The organism is Stenotrophomonas sp. YJH_SMC_36, assembly GCF_059369935.1.
The window spans coordinates 627,343-644,133 of the sequence record NZ_JCAFTD010000001.1 but is presented as its reverse complement, the minus strand read 5'-3'; the positions used below and the strand labels follow the sequence as shown (position 1 = coordinate 644,133).

Annotated in this window: 17 protein-coding genes; 5 read left to right on the top strand and 12 right to left on the bottom strand. The window is 68.3% G+C overall.

What is annotated here, in order from left to right; all coding sequences use genetic code 11:
• Window position 1: 1 nt before the first annotated feature.
• Window positions 2–691, bottom strand: a complete 690-nt coding sequence (locus AC5P76_RS02770; RefSeq protein WP_155760155.1) for a hypothetical protein — start codon at window positions 689–691, stop codon at window positions 2–4.
• Window positions 688–1,905, bottom strand: coding sequence for a tryptophan synthase subunit beta (trpB, locus tag AC5P76_RS02765; RefSeq protein WP_053520073.1), 1,218 nt, complete (start codon window positions 1,903–1,905; stop codon window positions 688–690). The genes AC5P76_RS02770 and trpB overlap by 4 nt, the downstream gene beginning before the upstream one ends.
• Before the next feature lie 96 nt (window positions 1,906–2,001).
• Here trpB and AC5P76_RS02760 point away from each other — a divergent pair, with 96 nt between their 5' ends.
• Complete coding sequence (locus AC5P76_RS02760; RefSeq protein ID WP_053520072.1) at window positions 2,002–2,889, top strand: LysR family transcriptional regulator; 888 nt, start codon at window positions 2,002–2,004, stop codon at window positions 2,887–2,889.
• 23 nt (window positions 2,890–2,912) lie between these two features.
• Here AC5P76_RS02760 and AC5P76_RS02755 read toward each other — a convergent pair whose 3' ends face one another.
• The 8 genes from AC5P76_RS02755 to prmB all read right to left on the bottom strand — a co-directional run bounded on the left by AC5P76_RS02755 (window position 2,913) and on the right by prmB (window position 10,919).
• Window positions 2,913–3,569 (bottom strand): phosphoribosylanthranilate isomerase, encoded by a 657-nt coding sequence (locus AC5P76_RS02755; RefSeq protein WP_053520071.1) that lies wholly within the window; start codon window positions 3,567–3,569, stop codon window positions 2,913–2,915.
• Window positions 3,566–4,336, bottom strand: a complete 771-nt coding sequence (gene truA, locus AC5P76_RS02750) for a tRNA pseudouridine(38-40) synthase TruA (protein WP_053520070.1) — start codon at window positions 4,334–4,336, stop codon at window positions 3,566–3,568. Before truA ends, AC5P76_RS02755 begins: the two co-directional genes overlap by 4 nt.
• Window positions 4,337–4,368: 32 nt before the next feature.
• Window positions 4,369–4,728 carry a VOC family protein gene (locus AC5P76_RS02745; RefSeq protein WP_065174912.1) on the bottom strand — a complete coding sequence of 120 codons (360 nt, stop codon included), beginning with the start codon at window positions 4,726–4,728 and terminating at the stop codon, window positions 4,369–4,371.
• 26 nt (window positions 4,729–4,754) lie between these two features.
• Window positions 4,755–6,671, bottom strand: a complete 1,917-nt coding sequence (locus tag AC5P76_RS02740; RefSeq protein WP_253118680.1) for a motility hub landmark protein FimV — start codon at window positions 6,669–6,671, stop codon at window positions 4,755–4,757.
• A 70-nt stretch (window positions 6,672–6,741) separates the two neighbouring features.
• Entirely contained in the window at window positions 6,742–7,770 is a 1,029-nt protein-coding gene (locus tag AC5P76_RS02735; protein ID WP_053516858.1) for an aspartate-semialdehyde dehydrogenase, read from the bottom strand.
• An 89-nt stretch (window positions 7,771–7,859) separates the two neighbouring features.
• Window positions 7,860–8,897 carry a 2-hydroxyacid dehydrogenase gene (locus AC5P76_RS02730; RefSeq protein WP_053516856.1) on the bottom strand — a complete coding sequence of 346 codons (1,038 nt, stop codon included), beginning with the start codon at window positions 8,895–8,897 and terminating at the stop codon, window positions 7,860–7,862.
• Window positions 8,890–9,993: a chorismate synthase gene (gene aroC / locus AC5P76_RS02725; RefSeq protein WP_253118679.1), complete on the bottom strand. Its 1,104-nt coding sequence runs from the start codon at window positions 9,991–9,993 to the stop codon at window positions 8,890–8,892. The genes AC5P76_RS02730 and aroC overlap by 8 nt, the downstream gene beginning before the upstream one ends.
• The gene (gene prmB / locus AC5P76_RS02720) at window positions 9,990–10,919 is read right to left on the bottom strand and encodes a 50S ribosomal protein L3 N(5)-glutamine methyltransferase (protein ID WP_053516852.1); all 930 of its coding nucleotides are present in this window, start codon (window positions 10,917–10,919) and stop codon (window positions 9,990–9,992) included. The genes aroC and prmB overlap by 4 nt, the downstream gene beginning before the upstream one ends.
• Window positions 10,920–11,041: 122 nt before the next feature.
• Here prmB and AC5P76_RS02715 point away from each other — a divergent pair, with 122 nt between their 5' ends.
• Complete coding sequence (locus tag AC5P76_RS02715; protein WP_065174897.1) at window positions 11,042–11,692, top strand: SCO family protein; 651 nt, start codon at window positions 11,042–11,044, stop codon at window positions 11,690–11,692.
• Window positions 11,689–12,531 (top strand): archaetidylserine decarboxylase, encoded by an 843-nt coding sequence (gene asd / locus AC5P76_RS02710; RefSeq protein WP_053516850.1) that lies wholly within the window; start codon window positions 11,689–11,691, stop codon window positions 12,529–12,531. Before AC5P76_RS02715 ends, asd begins: the two co-directional genes overlap by 4 nt.
• Window positions 12,532–12,592: 61 nt before the next feature.
• On the opposite strand, the gene AC5P76_RS02705 is transcribed toward asd, so the two are convergent.
• Window positions 12,593–12,940 (bottom strand): ribonuclease E inhibitor RraB, encoded by a 348-nt coding sequence (locus AC5P76_RS02705; protein WP_053516848.1) that lies wholly within the window; start codon window positions 12,938–12,940, stop codon window positions 12,593–12,595.
• 23 nt (window positions 12,941–12,963) lie between these two features.
• Window positions 12,964–14,574 (bottom strand): transglycosylase SLT domain-containing protein, encoded by a 1,611-nt coding sequence (locus AC5P76_RS02700; protein ID WP_065174896.1) that lies wholly within the window; start codon window positions 14,572–14,574, stop codon window positions 12,964–12,966.
• Between the two features lie 123 nt (window positions 14,575–14,697).
• Here AC5P76_RS02700 and AC5P76_RS02695 point away from each other — a divergent pair, with 123 nt between their 5' ends.
• The gene (locus AC5P76_RS02695) at window positions 14,698–16,203 is read left to right on the top strand and encodes a helicase HerA-like domain-containing protein (protein ID WP_053516846.1); all 1,506 of its coding nucleotides are present in this window, start codon (window positions 14,698–14,700) and stop codon (window positions 16,201–16,203) included.
• A 35-nt stretch (window positions 16,204–16,238) separates the two neighbouring features.
• Window positions 16,239–16,745: a transcription elongation factor GreB gene (gene greB, locus AC5P76_RS02690; protein WP_053516845.1), complete on the top strand. Its 507-nt coding sequence runs from the start codon at window positions 16,239–16,241 to the stop codon at window positions 16,743–16,745.
• Window positions 16,746–16,791: the final 46 nt, after the last annotated feature.

Genomic DNA, 16,791 nt, shown 5'->3' with positions numbered 1-16,791 from the left:
GTCAGATACATCCTTCGATCAGGTCAACGGCGCCGCTGGCGCCCCAATGCATTCTGGATACGGTGCCATCCACGATCTCCACGCGGATCGCCAGATCGGAACCGGGGTCCTGCCAGAGCAGGGATTCGCCGGCGTCGGCATCAACGCCCAGCGCAGCTGCGATGACGCCCTGCGGCATCTGCTGCAGCACCTGCGCACGCGGCATGTCCAGGCGCAGTCCGAACGGCCCGGGCTGGGTCACCACCAGGCCCGAATCGTCGATCGGAGCCAGGTCGAAACGCACCACGTTGCCGTCCTGCACCAGCATCGCCACGCCCTCGGGCAGCGTGCCGCGCTCGTAATAGTCGCAGCGCCCGGCCGTCGCCTCGGCGAGGCCCGCCGAGTGCCACTGCGCCTCGGCCTGCAGTTCGCTGAAAGGCTGGCCGATCAGCACCTCGCCGGCATGGTCCAGCGCGACCGAAGCCACCGTCGGCGCCGCCCCGTCATCTGCGACCTCCCCCGCTGCAGGCAACGGTGCATCCTCGATCGGGTGATGGGCGGCATCGTCGTCGTTGCTGGCCACCTGGCGGGCCGGGGCGATGGCCGCCGGAGACGTCGCCGCGGGCGCCAGCACCGGCGGATCGGGCGGCGTGCAGCCGCCCAGCCCCACTGCCAGTACCAGCGCGCCACCATGGCGCAGCATGGGCCTCACAGCACCAGCCCTTCGCGTGCGGCGATGGTATGCACGTCCTTGTCGCCACGCCCGGACAGATTGCACAGCACGATCTGGTCGCGCGGACGCTCGCGCGCCAGCTTGATCGCCTGCGCCAGCGCGTGGCTGGACTCCAGCGCCGGCAGGATGCCCTCGGTGTGTGCCAGCAGATGGAACGCCTGCAGCGCTTCTTCGTCGGTGATGCCGAGATAGCGCGCGCGCCCGCTGTCGGCCAGGAACGCGTGCTCCGGGCCGACCCCCGGATAATCCAGGCCGGCCGACACCGAGTGGGTCTCGATGATCTGGCCGTCGTCGTCGCACAGCACGTAGGTGCGGTTGCCATGCAGCACGCCTGGACGCCCTGCCGCGATCGAGGCGGCATGGCGGCCTGTGTTGATACCGTCACCGGCCGCTTCGGCGCCGACGATCTCGACCTGGCGGTCGTTGAGGAAGGCATGGAACAGGCCGATCGCGTTGCTGCCACCGCCCACGCACGCCGTGATCGCATCCGGCAGCCGGCCGTACTCGGCCAGCATCTGTTCGCGCGCTTCGCGGCCGACGATGGCATTGAAATCGCGCACCATGCGCGGATACGGGTCCGGGCCCGCCACGGTGCCGATGATGTAGAAGGTGTCCTGCACGTTGGTCACCCAGTCGCGCATCGCTTCATTGAGCGCATCCTTCAGGGTCGCCGAACCGGAGGTGACCGGCACCACCGTCGCGCCGAGCAGCTTCATCCGGTAGACATTGATCTTCTGCCGCTCGATGTCGGTGGCGCCCATGTACACCACGCACTCCAGGCCCAGGCGTGCGGCAACGGTGGCGCTGGCGACGCCATGCTGGCCGGCGCCGGTCTCGGCGATGATGCGCGTCTTGCCCATCCGCGCCGCCAGCAGCGCCTGGCCGATGGTGTTGTTGATCTTGTGCGCGCCGGTGTGGTTCAGGTCCTCGCGCTTGAGCAGGATCTGTGCGCCGCCGACGTGGTCGCTCAGGCGCTGGGCATGATAGATCGGGCTCGGCCGGCCCACGTAATGAGCCAGATCGCGGTCGTAGGCCGCCTGGAACGCGGGGTCCTGGCGGGCCTGGTCATAGGCCTGGGCCAGCTCCTGCAGCGGACCGACCAGGGTTTCGGCGACAAAGCTGCCGCCATAGCGGCCGAAGTGGCCCTGGGCATCCGGGAAGGCGTGGTAGTCGGCAATGGGGGAGGCAGACATGGCAGGGACCGGTGATTCAGACAGGTGGATACTCTAGCGCACGGGTCATGACCGGAAAATGCATATTATCTGGCACCTATCGTCAGGAAATCTCACATGAGCCGATCCCTGCTGCCGCCACTCAATGCCCTGCGCGCGTTCGAGGCCACCGCCCGTCTGGGCGGTGTGGGCCGCGCCGCGCAGGACCTGCATGTCACCCACGGTGCAGTCAGCCGGCAGCTGAAGCTGCTGGAGGATCATCTGGGCCTGGCCCTGTTCCAGCGCGCCGGGCGTGGCCTGCGCCTGACCGCATCGGGAACACTGTTGCAGGCGGCCTGCAGCGAAGCCTTCGCCGGCATCGAAGACTGCGTGCGCGAGCTGCGGCGGCCCGCGGCGTCGCCAGCGCTGGTACTGGGCTGCAGCGGCAGCGTGCTGGCGCGCTGGATGATTCCGCGCCTCCCCGCCCTGCAGGCCGCACTGCCCGGTGTGCGCCTGCAGTGGTCGGCACTGGACGGTAGCTTCACCGAGGCGCAGGCGGCACTGGATGCGGTCCTGCTGCTGGCGCAGGGGCCGTGGCCACGGGGCTGGCAGGTGCGCGAGCTGGCGCCCGAGCGGGTGGGCGTGGTGGTGGCACCGTCACATCCGGCGGCGCAGCGCCTGCGCCATGTGCCGCCCTCGGCACTGCTGCAGGAGACGCTGCTGCACACCAGCTCACGGCCACAGGCGTGGCCGACGTGGGCGCAGGCGCACGATCTCGACCCCGCCCGGCTGCGGCTGGGCACGGGTTTCGAACACCTTTACTACCTGCTGGAAGCGGCGGTGGCCGGGCTGGGTCCAGCGATCGCGCCGGAGCCGCTGGTCGCTGAGGATCTCGCGGCAGGCCGGCTGCTGGCCCCATGGGGTTTCGCCGCCACGGGCGGCTTCTGGGTCCTGGCGCGGCCGGAGGGCCAGGCCGACGCACGCGTCGACGCCCTGGCGGACTGGGTCGCGGCCCAGCTGAGGTAACGTGACGCCGCAGCCTCCCGGTCCTACTCCAGCACGGTGCAGTCGGCGCGGCGCACTTCCTCGACGAAGGTGCGCATCCTGTAGCCGTCCTTGATGCCCGGCTCCAGTTCAATGCCGCTGGAGACGTCGACGCCCCACGGCAGGGTCGCCAGCACCGCGTCGTACACATTGTCCGGGGTCAGACCGCCGGCCAGCAGGAATGGCCGATGCAACCCGGTCGGAATGCGGGTCCAGTCGAATGCAACACCGGTACCGCCACCGCCCCCCGGTGCATGGCTGTCGAACAGGAAGCCGGCCGCGCTCGGATAGCGCAGTTGCAGGGTACGCGCGTTGACTTCCTCACGTCCCCCCATCGCGACCGCCTTCAGGTAAGGCATGTTGAAGCTGCGGCAGAAGCTCTCGTCCTCCTCGCCATGGAACTGCAGCAGGGTGGGCCGCACGGTGCGCAGCACTTCGCGCACCTCTTCCTTGCTGTTGTTGCGGAACAGCGCCACCACGTCAACCATCGGCGCGATCGCCTGGCGCATCGCGCGCGCTTCGGCGGGCGCAACCCGGCGGCTGCTCTCGCGGGCGAAGATGAAACCCACCGCATCCACGCCGAGCTCGCCGGCCAGGCGCACGTCGCCGGCACGGGTCATTCCACAGAACTTGATGCGTGTACGGTAGTAAGAGCGGCTCATAGCGTGACCTCGGCGGGCAGATGCCAGTTGTCGGGGTACAGCGGTCCAAGAAACACCAGGCCCTGCGGCGGTGCAGTGGGACCGGCTACGGTGCGATCCCTTCCGGCCAGCAGCTCGGCGATCCACTCCACCGGTTTCTCGCCGCTGCCGACCAGGATCAGCGAACCGACGATATTGCGAACCATGTGATGAAGGAATGCATTGCCTTGTACCGCCACCTCGATCACCTCGCCGTGGCGGCTGACCTGCAGTGACTGCAGCTCGCGCCGCGCATGCAGGGCCTGGCACTGGACCGAGCGGAACGCGCTGAAGTCGTTCTCACCCAGCAGCGCCTGCCCGGCCGTGTGCATCAGCGTCGCGTCCAGTGCGCGACGCTCCCAGCTCAGCGTCTGCCGGTCCAGCGCCGGCCGTACTTCGCGATTGAGCAGCCGGTAACGGTAGCGGCGCGCCCGCGCTGAGAACCGCGCATGGAAATCCTCCGCCACCGGTACGCACCAGCGCACCGCGATCGAGCGCGGCAGGCGGGTGGTGGTACCCAGCATCCAGGCGCGCGGGTCGCGCACTACGTCGGTATCGAAATGCACGACCTGGCACTGGCCGTGCACGCCGGCGTCGGTTCGGCCAGCGCAGACCACCTGCAGCGGCGCGTCGGCCACCGAAGACAGGGCCTGCTCAAGACTGGCCTGGACGCTGGGACCGCCCTCTCCCAGGTTCTGCCAGCCTCTGAAATCGCTGCCGTCGTACTCGACGCCAAGCGCATAACGCATGTGCTACCTCGATGTTGCGGAGTGGACGACGCTCAGGCCGGATCGCGTTCCGACCAGACCGCCAGTTCATTGCCACCGGGTTCGACGAACTGGAAGCGGCTGCCGCCCGGGAAGGAGAACACCGGCCGCACCACCTCACCACCCGCCTGGCGCACGGCCATTTCGACCGGGGCCAGCTGATCGGCGTACAGCACCAGCAGCGGGGCGCCTTCGGTGGCGCGTTGCGGCTGGCCGCGGAAGAAGCCCCCCTGCAGGCGACCATCGTCGAAGGCGGTGTAGTCGCTGCCGTAATCGACGAACGACCAGCCGAACACCTTCTCGAAGAAGGCACGGCTGGCGGCCGGGTCGCGGGACGCGAACTCAACATAGTCGATGCGACGCTCGCGGGTCATGGCAGGGTCCTTGTCGAAGGTATCGGTCACGGCAGCCGGGCCAGCAGCTCGCGCGCCTGCGCCTGGCAGTCCGGGTCGCCCCCTTCGGCAACCTCCAGCAGCAGGGTACGCGCGGTCTGTGCGTCGCCCAGATCCAGGTAGGCGATCGCCAGCTCCAGGCGTTCCTGCCCAGCGCGGGGCGACCAGGTGTCGCCGGCATCCTCCACCGACGGGGCGTCGTTGTCCTGCAGATCGGCGGGCAGGTCGAACACGCCGCGGAACTGCGGCTGCTGCTCGGCATGCAGCGCGTAGTCCGGGACCGAAACCCCGGAATCGGCTTCCTGGGCCGTCGGCCGGCCAACACCCCTCTCGTCCACCGGTTCGTCCCAGCGCGGCAGGTCGGTCACGGGTTCCGGCAACGGTGCCTCGTCCTTGCCATCGCCCGACGGCTGCTCGTCCGTGCCGCCCGATCCGTCTTCGGATCGGGCGTCGGCGATCGTCGCCCAGGCCGGCATCGCCGGCTCCTGGCGCCCGCTGTCGGCATCGGCGGTAGACCACGCAGACTGCTCGGCCAGCGTATCGAGCGCGGCACCGGCCGGCACGGCCGCCGCCAGAGCTGTGGCATCGTCTTCCTCGCGCAGCGGCGGCAGCGGCGATGGCTTGCGACGGCGCAGCAACCATGCGGCGCCTGCCAGCACCAGCAGCACCGGCAGTCCCAGCCAGTACCACGGCGTTCCGGCGTCACGCGCGCCCGGCGCCTGTGCCAGCCGTTGCTGGGCCGCCGCCAGGTCGTTGTCCTTCATCGCGATCAGCGACTGCTGTTGTGCCTTCAGCGTTTCCAGTTCGGCCACACGCTGTTTCAGCTCGCCGATCTCGGCATCGCGGGTGGCGATGTCCTCGCGCGCCTGGCGAAGTTGTTCGTTGCCCAGCATGTCACCCTCGCTGCCGGCTCCGGTGCCGGTGGTTGTGCCCGCGTGCGCGGCGTCGGACGCCAGCGCCGGGGCGATCTCAAGTCGTGCCCCGGCCGCGGCGGCCGGAGAAGTGGCCCGCGCAGCGACCGCAGGTGCAGGAACGCCTGCCGGCTGCGGCACGGTACGCGCCTGCCGCCACTGCGCGGCGTGTTCGCGGACCAGGGCACCGGCTTCGGCCGCATCCACCGCCGCCAGCGCGTCACTGCCGGGCATGCGCAGTACCGCACCCTGTTTGAGCAGGTTGATGTTGCCCCGGATGAAGGCCTCGGGATTGGCACGCAGCAGCGCAATCATCGCCCGGTCGCGGCTGACCTGGTTGCCGCGGGCGACCGCGCTGGCGATCTGCGACAAGGTCTGCCCGCGCTGCACGGTGATGCTGCCATCGGCAGCCGGCGGCAACGACGGTGCAGCGGCAGCGCGCGGACGCACCGGTGCAGCCGCCGTGGCCGCACTGGCCGGCGTCCCGCCCTGTGCAGGCGCCGGTACCGCCGCCTCGGCGGGCGGATCGCGGGCGATGGTATTGGAGAGCGTGCCCGCCGGTGCGACGATTTCCGGTTCCGCCACGGCCAGCGCGCTGGAGGGCGCATCGATCAGGGCCGAATACTCGCGCACCAACCGTCCCTGTCCCCAGTCGGCCTCGACCAGGAAGCTCAGCGACGGCGTCTCCACCGGCATCTGCGAGGTGACCCGCACCACGGCCCGCCCCTGCGCATTGCGGGTCAGCTCGAACTGGAGCTCGCCCACCAGGCCGGTCGGCTGTTGCAGGCCGACACGTTCGAACGTGGCTGGCGATGCCAGCGCCACGCGCAGATTCTCCAGCTCCGAAGGATCGGCGGACACCACCGGAATCTCCGCCAGCAGCGGCTGACCGGGTCTGGACAGGACGCGGATGTCGCCCAGCCCCAGCGCGAACACCGGACTGCTGGCCAGAGCCAGCAGTGCGGCAGACAGATAGGTGAGCGGGCGCGATGCGCCCTTGGCCCGTTTATTCATGGGCGACACTATAAAGCGTGCGGACCGGGGTCCGCACGCACAGAGCAGCCCAGGGAGCCCGGGCTGTCGATCAACGCTGCTCGGCAGCGACCAGCTCTGCCAGCTGCACCGCGTTCAGGGCTGCGCCCTTGCGCACGTTGTCCGACACGATCCACAGATTGAGGCCACGCGGATGCGACAGATCCTCGCGGATGCGGCCGACGTACACCGCATCGGTGCCCGATGCGTGGGTGACCGGCGTCGGATAGCCGCCGGCTTCATGGCGGTCGACCACCTCGATGCCGGGCGACTGTTCAAGCAGCGCACGGGCCTCGGCCACGGTGACCTTGTCGCGGGTCTCGATCGCCACCGACTCGGAATGGCCGTAGAACACCGGCACGCGCACCGCGGTCGGGTTCACCAGGATGCTGTCGTCGCCCAGGATCTTGCGGGTTTCCCACACCAGCTTCATTTCTTCCTTGGTGAAGCCGTTGTCCTGGAAGTCGTCGATGTGCGGGATCAGGTTGAAGGCGATCTGCACCGGGAAACGCTGCGGATCGATCTCCTGGAAACTCAGCAGCTGGCCGGTCTGCTTGCCCAGCTCCTCCAGTGCGGAGCGTCCACCGCCGGACACCGACTGATAGGTGGAGACGTTGATGCGCTCGATGCCATAGCGACGATGCAGCGGCGCCAGCGCGACCAGCATCTGCATGGTCGAGCAGTTGGGGTTGGCGATGATGCCGCGCGGACGATTGCCGATCTGGTCCGGATTGACCTCCGATACCACCAGCGGCACGTCATCGTCGTAACGGAAGGCCGAGGAGTTGTCGATCACCACCGCACCGGCGGCGGCGAACTTCGGTGCGTACTCCTTGGAGACGCTGCCACCTGCGGAGAACAGGGCGATCTCCACACCCTTCGGATCGAAGCTCGCCAGGTCCTGGATCCTGACCTTCTCGCCGTTGAACTCGACCTCACCACCGGCCGAACGCTCGGAGGCAAGCAGGCTCAGGGTTCCGACCGGGAAACCGCGCTCGGCCAGGATGGCCAGCATGGTCTCGCCGACGGCGCCGGTGGCACCGACGATGGCGACATGGAAGCGGCGTTGTGCATTGCTCATGGGGGAACTCTCAAGAAAACGGATGGGAAAAATTCACGCACGACAGCTGGGTTCGGGGAACCTCCTCGGACGGAACGCGCGGAGGCTCCCTATCGTTTCCCGTTTTTTTTGCCCAGGGCGGCACGTGCGGCCAGCGCCGCGTCGGCATTGATCGCGCTCGGCATGTGCGCCGGCCCGCCGGCCAGGCCGAGCGCGGCCAGCAGGTTGTCCACGGCCCGCTGCACCATCGCCGTACGCGTGGCCAGCGAAGCGCTGCCGATGTGCGGGGTCAGCACGACGTTGCGCAGCGCCAGCAGTTCCGGGCGTACGGCCGGCTCGCCTTCGTAGACGTCCAGCCCGGCAGCGGCCAGGCGCCCATGGGCCAGTGCATCGGCCAGCGCTGTTTCGTCGACCAGGCCTCCGCGCGCGATGTTCACCAGCGTGGCCGTCGGTTTCATCTTCGCCAGCGCAGCGGCGTCGATCAGGTGGTGCGAGGCCGGGGTGTAAGGCAGCACGAGCACCAGATGGTCGGACTGCGCCAGCAGCGTATCCAGATCGACATAAGCGGCACCGACTGCTGCTTCGGCATCTGCTGGCAGTCGCGAGCGGTTGTGGTACAGCACCTTCATGCCGAAACCATGCGCGCCGCGACGGGCGATGCCCTGGCCGATCCGCCCCATGCCGAGAATGCCCAGGGTGCTGCCGTGGATGTCGGCACCGAGCATGGTCTGGAACGACCATTGCTGCCAGTGCCCTTCACGCAGCCAGCGCTCGGATTCGGTGATCCGGCGCGCGGCGGCCATCAGCAGTGCGAAGCCCAGATCGGCGGTGGTCTCGGTAAGCACGTCGGGGGTATTGCTGGCCAGGATGCCCGCCGCGCTGAGCGCGGTCACATCCAGGTTGTTGTAGCCCACGCCGACGTTGGCAACGACCTGCAGCCGCGAGGCATTGGCCAGCTCGGCCGCGCCGATACGCTCGTTGAGGGTGATGATCGCGCCATCGGCGCTGGCCAGTTGTGCGGCGATCTGCTCAGGCGACCACACGGTGACGGCGTCGGTGGTGCGCAGCTGCACGCGATCACGCAGCGGCGCGATGGCCGCCTCGATCAGCGGCTGGCTCACCCACACCGTCGGCCGCGTTTCAGCCATCGACCTGCCCGGGAATGCGGGGCGTGATGGTGCCGACATCGCCGCATTGCGCGCGGTGACGCAATGCCTGGTCCATCAGCACCAGCGCCACCATCGCTTCGGCGATCGGCGTGGCGCGGATGCCGACGCAGGGATCATGGCGGCCAGTGGTGACCACTTCGACCACGTTGCCGGCGGTGTCCAGCGATGGGCCCGGCAGGCGCAGGCTGGAGGTCGGCTTCAACACCATCGACGCAACCACGGGCTGGCCGGTGGAAATGCCGCCCAGGATGCCGCCCGCGTGATTGCTGGCGAAACCCTGCGGGGTCAGCAGGTCACGGTGTTCGGTGCCCTTCTGGGCCGCGCTGGCGAACCCGTCGCCGATCTCCACGCCCTTGACCGCGTTGATGCTCATCAGCGCCGCCGCAAGCTCGCCATCGAGCTTGCCGTAGATCGGCTCGCCCCAGCCCGGGGGCACGTTGTCGGCAACCACGTCCACGCGCGCGCCGACCGAATCGCCGGACTTGCGCAGCGCATCCATGTACGCCTCCAGCTCCGGCACCTGCGCGGCGTGCGGCCAGAAGAACGGATTGTCTTCCACCGCCGACCAGTCGAAACCTGCAGGAGTGATCCCGCCCAGCTGCGACAGATACCCGCGCACGGTGACGCCGAAGCGCTCGGACAGCCACTTCTTGGCGACCACGCCCGCGGCCACGCGCATGGTGGTCTCGCGCGCCGAGGAACGGCCACCGCCCCGCGGATCGCGGATGCCGTACTTGTGCCAGTAGCTGTAGTCGGCATGGCCCGGCCGGAACTGCTGGCCGATGTTCGCGTAGTCCTTGCTGCGCTGATCGGTGTTGCGGATCAGCAGCGCGATCGGCGTGCCGGTGGTCAGGCCCTCGTACACGCCGGACAGGATCTCGACCTCATCGGCCTCGCGCCGCGCCGACGTGTGCCGGCTCTTGCCGGTGGCACGGCGCTGCAGATCGTGGGCAAATTCGGCCTCGTCCAGCGCCAGCCCGGGCGGACAGCCATCGATCACGCAGCCGATGGCCGGCCCGTGCGACTCGCCGAACGTGGTGACGGTGAACAGCTTGCCGAACGAATTGGAGCTCACGGCCGTTGCGCCGCCAGTTCGGTGATGCGGGCGCTGTGGGCGATCAGCTCGCGGCATTCGACCGCGAAAATGCCCATCTGCCCGACCTTGAACTCGATCCAGGCGAAGTCCACTTCCGGCAGCAGCTTGACCAGGTGCTGCTCGGACTCGCCCACTTCGCAGATCAGCAGGCCGTCCTCGCTCAGGTGCAGCGGCGCATCGCGCAGGATCTTCAGCACCAGGTCCAGGCCGTCATCGCCGGCACGCAGGCCCATTTCCGGCTCGTAGGAATATTCCTGCGGCAGGGCATCGGTCTCGTCGTTGGTGACGTACGGCGGGTTGGTGACGATCAGGTCGTAATGGCGGCCGGTCAGGCCACTGAACAGGTCGGACTTGATCAGCGTGACGTTGTGCGCCTGCAGGCGCTCCTTGTTCTCTTCGGCCAGCGACAGTGCGTCGTCGCTCAGGTCCACGCCGTCCACCTCCCAGTTCGGGTAATAGTGGCCCATGGCGATGGCGATGCAGCCCGACCCCGTGCACAGATCCAGCGCGCGGCTGACGTCGCGGCCGGCCAGCCATGGTTCGAAACCACACTCGATCAGCTCGGCGATCGGCGAACGCGGCACCAGGGCGCGCGCGTCGCTCTTGAAGCTCAGGCCGGCGAACCACGCCTCGCCAGTCAGGTAGGCGGCCGGGATACGTTCGTCGATGCGGCGCTGGAACAGCTCCAGCACCCGCACCTTTTCCTCCTGCAGCAACCGCGCCTGGCCATACGCCGGGCCCAGGTCATGCGGCAGGTGCAGGCTGTGCAGCACCAGTTGGGTCGCCTCGTCCAGGGCGTTGTCGTAGCTGTGCCCGAAGGTCAGCCCGGCGGCGTTGAAACGGCTGGTGCCGTAGCGGATCAGGTCGATGATCGTGTGGAGTTCGGCGGCCGTTTCAGCGGTCATGGCGGTACTGCGGGCAAAGTGGCCCCCGATTATAGGGGCTGGCGCCTGCGCCGGCATCCGTTGCGACGGAAACGATCAGGCCGCAGCCGGTATGATGGGGACCACTTCGCGCGGGGGCTCCCATGTTCAATCGCAACGTCGGCATCATCCTGCTGATCGCCCTGGCGGCGGGCCTGGGCCTGCTCGCCGCGCAGCAGGTCTTTGCTCCGAAGCCCCCTGCCGGCCAGCCGGCCACCGAAGCGATCACCCTGTACCCGCAGCCGCGCGAGCTGCCCGACTTCAACCTGGCCCAGTCCGATGGCACGCGGCTCATTCCGGGCGAGTTGAAGGGCCATTGGACCCTGGTGTTCCTGGGATTCACCTTCTGCCCCGACGTGTGCCCGACCACCCTGGCCGAACTGGCCGGTGCGCAGCAGCAGTGGGAAGCACTGCCCGACGGGCTGCGTCCGCGGGTGCTGTTCGTCTCCGTCGATCCCGAGCGCGACAGCGCCACCCGCCTTGGCGAGTACGCGCACGGCTTCCACAAGGACACCCTGGCGGCCACCGCCGACGTCCCTTCGCTGGAACGCTTCGCCACCGCACTGGGCTTCGTGTTCCAGAAGGTGCCGGGCAAGCATTTCGATGAGAATCCCGAGGATTACACCGTCGAGCACTCGGCCAGCCTGGCCGTGCTCGATCCGCAGGGCCGGCTCGCCGGCCTGGTGCGCCCCCCGTTCAACGCGCCGGCGATCGCCCGCGACCTGCAGAAGCTGACCGAGAAAACCGCCCCATGAGCCTCACCACCGCCCTGACATACGCCCTGCCCCATCGCCTGTTGTCCTCGATGGCGCGCTCGCTGGCGTACTCGGACAACCCGCGCGTGTCGCGCTGGCTGATCGACACCGTCAGCCGCAGGTTCAACGTCAATCTGGACGAAGCCGCCAACCCCGACCCGCGCAGTTACGCCACCTTCAACCAGTTCTTCACCCGTGCGCTGAAACCGGGCGCACGCGTGGCCGATGCCGATCCGCGCACCCTGGTGATGCCGGCCGACGGCCGTGTCAGCCAGCTCGGCAACATCGAGGCCGGCCGCATCTTCCAGGCCAAGGGCCAGTCGTTCACCGCCGCCGAGCTGCTGGGCAGCGCCGAGGACGCCAAGCCGTTCAACGACGGCCTGTACGCGACCGTCTACCTGTCCCCGCGCGACTACCACCGTGTGCACATGCCCTGGACCGGCACCCTGCGCGAGACCGTGCATGTGCCAGGCCGCCTTTTCAGCGTGGGTCCGGCCGCCGTGGCAGGCGTGCCACGCCTGTTCGCACGCAACGAGCGCCTGGTCTGCCATTTCGATACCAGCTTCGGCCCGATGGTGAGCGTGATGGTCGGCGCGCTGCTGGTCTCCGGCGTGGAGACAGTGTGGAGCGGTGAGGAGATCCCTCAGTACGGTGACCGCATCACCCGCAAGGACTATCGCGGCCAGGGCATCCGCCTGGAGCGCTTCGCGGAGATGGCACGCTTCAACTATGGCTCGACCGTGGTCGTGCTGCTGCCGCCGGGCGTGGCGGAGTTCGCTCCACACCTGGCTGCGGAGTCACCGGTGCAGCTGGGCCAGGCCCTGGCCACGCTGCGCTGACAATCCCGCCACCGGGTTGCTGCGCAGCGCCGGGCACGCGCCCGGCACTACGCACAGTCCCCTACTGCAGGGTGGGGGCCGGGCCGACGTCCATGCCGTCGTAGTCTTCCACACCCATCTGCGCTGCCAGCGCTGCCAGCTCCTGGTTGCGGCGATCCAGCGACGCTTCGTCGTGGACCTCCACGCGCTCCACATGCAGCACGTGGAACGGCGCGTCCCCCTCGTCCGGCTCCTGCTCGAACACCTCCACCAGGGTGTAGCCCTGCGCCTGCAGATGCGCGGCCAGTGCCTGCAGCGGCTCGGCAGTGGAATGCACGAAGAAATAGCCCCACAGCAGCGGGCCGCTGATGTCCCAGTCGGTGTTTTCGCGCAGATTGGCGAACAGGTTGCGGGTTGCTTCAAGGTCCATGGCAGTTCCAGAGGTCGTGGAGATTACTTTTCGCAGCCCTGCAGCTTCAGCACCTGGCCGTGGCGCAGGCTGTAGGCCGGTGCCTTCAGACCGTTGGCGCGTGCCAGCGTCGGCACGTCGCACTGGAACTTGGCCGCGATGCGGCCCAGCGTCTCGCCGCGGCCGACCTTGTAGCTGCGTGCCGGCTTCGGTCGCGCGGCCGGTGCCGGCCGAGGCGCGGCCACTGCCGCCACCGGTGCGGTCGGTACGCTGGTCGAACTGGCTGCATCGGCCACCGGCACCACGCCGCCCACCGCCACGCTGCCGGTGTAGCTGGCAGCGCTTGGCCGCACGATGGCGGCGTTGAGGTCGGCCGTGATCAGGGTGCGCGCCAGGTCGGCACGCGGTCCGCTCACGCAGTTGCGCTGATACAGGCTCGCGATGCGGGTGGTTGCGTTGATCAGGGTGCCGGCCGGAATCCAGCCATCGGCCTCATAACGCGGATTGAGGTTGCGCAGCGCACGCATGTAGCCATCACGGGTGCCGTGGCTGCCCAGGCAGATGGTCAGCTCGTAGATGGTGGTCGAGCGCGCCAGGCGCAGGGTGGCCGGCTGCGCGCTGATCTTCGGGAACTCCACGCCGTACTGCTGGGGGTGCAGGAAGATCCACGCCGCAGCGATCACCATCGGCACGTAATCCTTGGTTTCACCGGGGAACTGGTTGTAGACACGGTCGACCCAGAAGCTCTGCCCCGGATTCTCGCGCGCCACGCGCAGGGCGCGCCCTTCACCCCCGTTGTACCCGGCCAGCGACAACTCGATGTTGTTGTTGAGCTCGCGCATGCGCTCGTTGAGATAGGTCGCACTGGCTTCAGCAGCGCTGTGGGCATCGAAGCGGGTATCGAACCCGGTGCCGTCCGGACCGAGGCCGAAACGCCGCCCGGTGGCCGGCATGAACTGCATCAGGCCGGCGGCGCCAGCGCGCGAGGACGCATGCACGCGGCCATTGGATTCCTTGGCCATGATGCCGAACAGGAGCGCTTCGGGCAGGCCGCGCTTTTCCCACTCCGGCCACATCACGGCACGCAGGTTCTGGTAGTTCTCGTAGCTGGTCAGCAGCGCCGGACGCATGTCGGTCAGCCAGCGGCGGATGCCGGCCTGGACGGCCGGGTTGTACTCGACCATGTTGTCGAAGGCGTGCCGCTTGTCGTTGAGCAGTGCCGCTGCGCGTGCGGCTTCCGGCACGTCGGCGGTCAACGGACCGATATGGTCGGGGTCGGCTTCCAGCCGCTCGGCGGGCAGTTCACCGCCCTCGTCTTCCGCGGCCGCATCGGCATCGCGCTTGAGCAGGCGCTTGTAGGTGGCCAGCATGTTGCTCATCTGACAACCCTTCTGCTTCACGCACTCACTGATGACATCCTCCATGTCCTCCAGCGCCGCGTCGGCCTCGTTGCTGCCCTTGGGGTCGGCGTTGGCCACCAGCAGCAGCGCATCGCTGTAACGCTTCTCGGCAGCCGTCATGCGCTGCTGCAGGGCATCTACCTTCACTTTGTCCCGGGCGGAAACCCGCTGGGCGTGGGCATCGGGGGCCAGGGAAACCAGGCCAGCCAGGGCCAGCAACGGCCAGGTGCGGGAAATCAGGACAGGAACGGGCATTTTTGGCACTGTGTGCGAAACAGGCAGGCAGAGTAGCGGCGCCGCCAAGGTCGGGGCAAGCCGACCTTCGGGCCGTCATCGCTGCCGGTTAACATTGGGCGCATTCACCACAAGGGCTGGACCATGGATCCGATTCTGCTCGGCAAAGGCATCACCGACGATGTGGCCGTCACCCTGCTGCCGAAACTCGGCAACCGCCACGGGCTGGTGGCGGGCGCCACCGGCACCGGCAAGACCGTGACCCTGATGACCCTGGCCGAAGGATTCTCGCGGCTCGGGGTTCCGGTGTTCCTCGCCGATGTAAAGGGCGATGTGTCCGGCCTGGCCGTGCCCGGCACGGGCAGCGAAGCGCTGCTGAAGCGCGCTGCGGACATCGGCGTGGCCGACTATGCGCCGGCGGGCAGCCCGGCCATCTTCTGGGACCTGTACGGAAAACTCGGCCACCCGGTGCGCACCACCGTCAGCGAGATGGGGCCGACCCTGCTCGCGCGCATCCTCGAATTGAACGACACCCAGGCCGGCGTGCTGGACATCGTGTTCAAGCTGGCCGACGACCGCGGCCTGCTGTTGCTGGACATGGATGATCTGCGCGCCCTGCTCGGCCTGGTCGCCGAAGAGCGCAAGGACATTTCCACCGAGTACGGACTGGTCAGCGCGCAGTCGATCGCAGCGATCCAGCGTGCCGTGCTGCGGCTGGCGCAGGACGGCGGTGAGAATTTCTTCGGCGAGCCGGCACTGGAACTGGCCGACATCATGCGGGTCAATCACGACGGCCGCGGTGTGATCGGCATCCTCGCCGCCGACCAGCTGGTGCTCAAGCCCAAGCTGTACTCGACCTTCCTGCTCTGGCTGCTGTCGGAACTGTTCGAACAGCTGCCGGAAGTGGGCGACCTCGACAAGCCCAAGCTGGTGTTCATCTTCGACGAGGCCCACCTGCTGTTCGACGATGCGCCTTCCTCGCTGGTGCAGCGCATCGAGCAGGTGGTGCGGCTGATCCGCTCCAAGGGCGTGGGCGTGTACTTCTGCTCGCAGTTCCCCGACGACGTGCCCTCCAACATCCTGGGCCAGCTCGGCAACCGCGTGCAGCACGCGCTGCGGGCCTTCACGCCGCGCGACCAGAAGGCGGTCAGGACCGCCGCCGAAACCTTCGTGCCGAACCCGAAGCTGGATGTCGCCAAGGTGCTGAGCCAGCTCGGCACCGGTGAAGCACTGGTTTCCACGTTGCAGGACAAGGGCGTGCCGATGCCGGTCCAGCAGACGATGATCGCGCCGCCCCGCTGCCGGATGGGGCCGGTCACCGAGGCCGAGCGCGCACAGGTGCGTGCCGGCAGCCCGGTCGGCAGCCGCTACGACACGGCGGTCAACCGTGAATCGGCCGCCGAGCTGCTGGCCCAGCGGGCGCAGAAGAGCGTGGAGCAGGCCCAGACCCCGGCCGCGCGCAGCCGCGAGCAGGACGAGGCACAGGAAGGTGGATTCGGCCAGGCGATCAAGGATGCGATCTTCGGCACCAAGCGTCGCCAGGGCATGATTGAAACCATGGCCAAGCAGACCACGCGCACGGTCGGGACCAAGCTGGGCAACCAGATCGTGCGCGGCATCCTGGGCGGCATCTTCGGCGGCAAGCGCTGAGGCCCTTTCGTATTCCTGAGAAGAAGCTGTATTACATGTCCCGTTGGCGTCCGCCCGCAGAGAAAAGCACCGCCCTGATCACCGCCGCCGGCCACGCCCGGCTGAAAGCCGAGCTGGACGACCTGTGGCGGGTACGCCGGCCCGAGGTGGTGAAGGCGCTGGCCGCTGCCGCCGCCGAGGGCGACCGCTCGGAGAACGCCGAGTACACCTACCGCAAGAAGCAGCTGGGTGAAATCGACCGCCGCGTGCGCTACCTGACCAAGCGGCTCGAATCGCTGCGCGTGGTCGATACCACGCCGACCGATCCACAAGCGGTGTTCTTCGGTGCATGGATCGAACTGGAGAACATCGACAGTGGTGAGACCAGCCGTTACCGCATCGTTGGGCCGGATGAAACCGACGCCGGCCTGGGCTGGATCAGCATCGACTCGCCACTGGCGCGGGCCGTGCTGAAGAAGCGCCTGGACGATGAATTCTCGGTGGAACTGCCGGGCGGCCGGTTCACTTTCGCGGTGATCAGCGTCGAGTACCCGTCTTCGTAACACCGAGCCCTCCCCGCGTTGCTGTCAATCCAGCGCCGGGCATGGC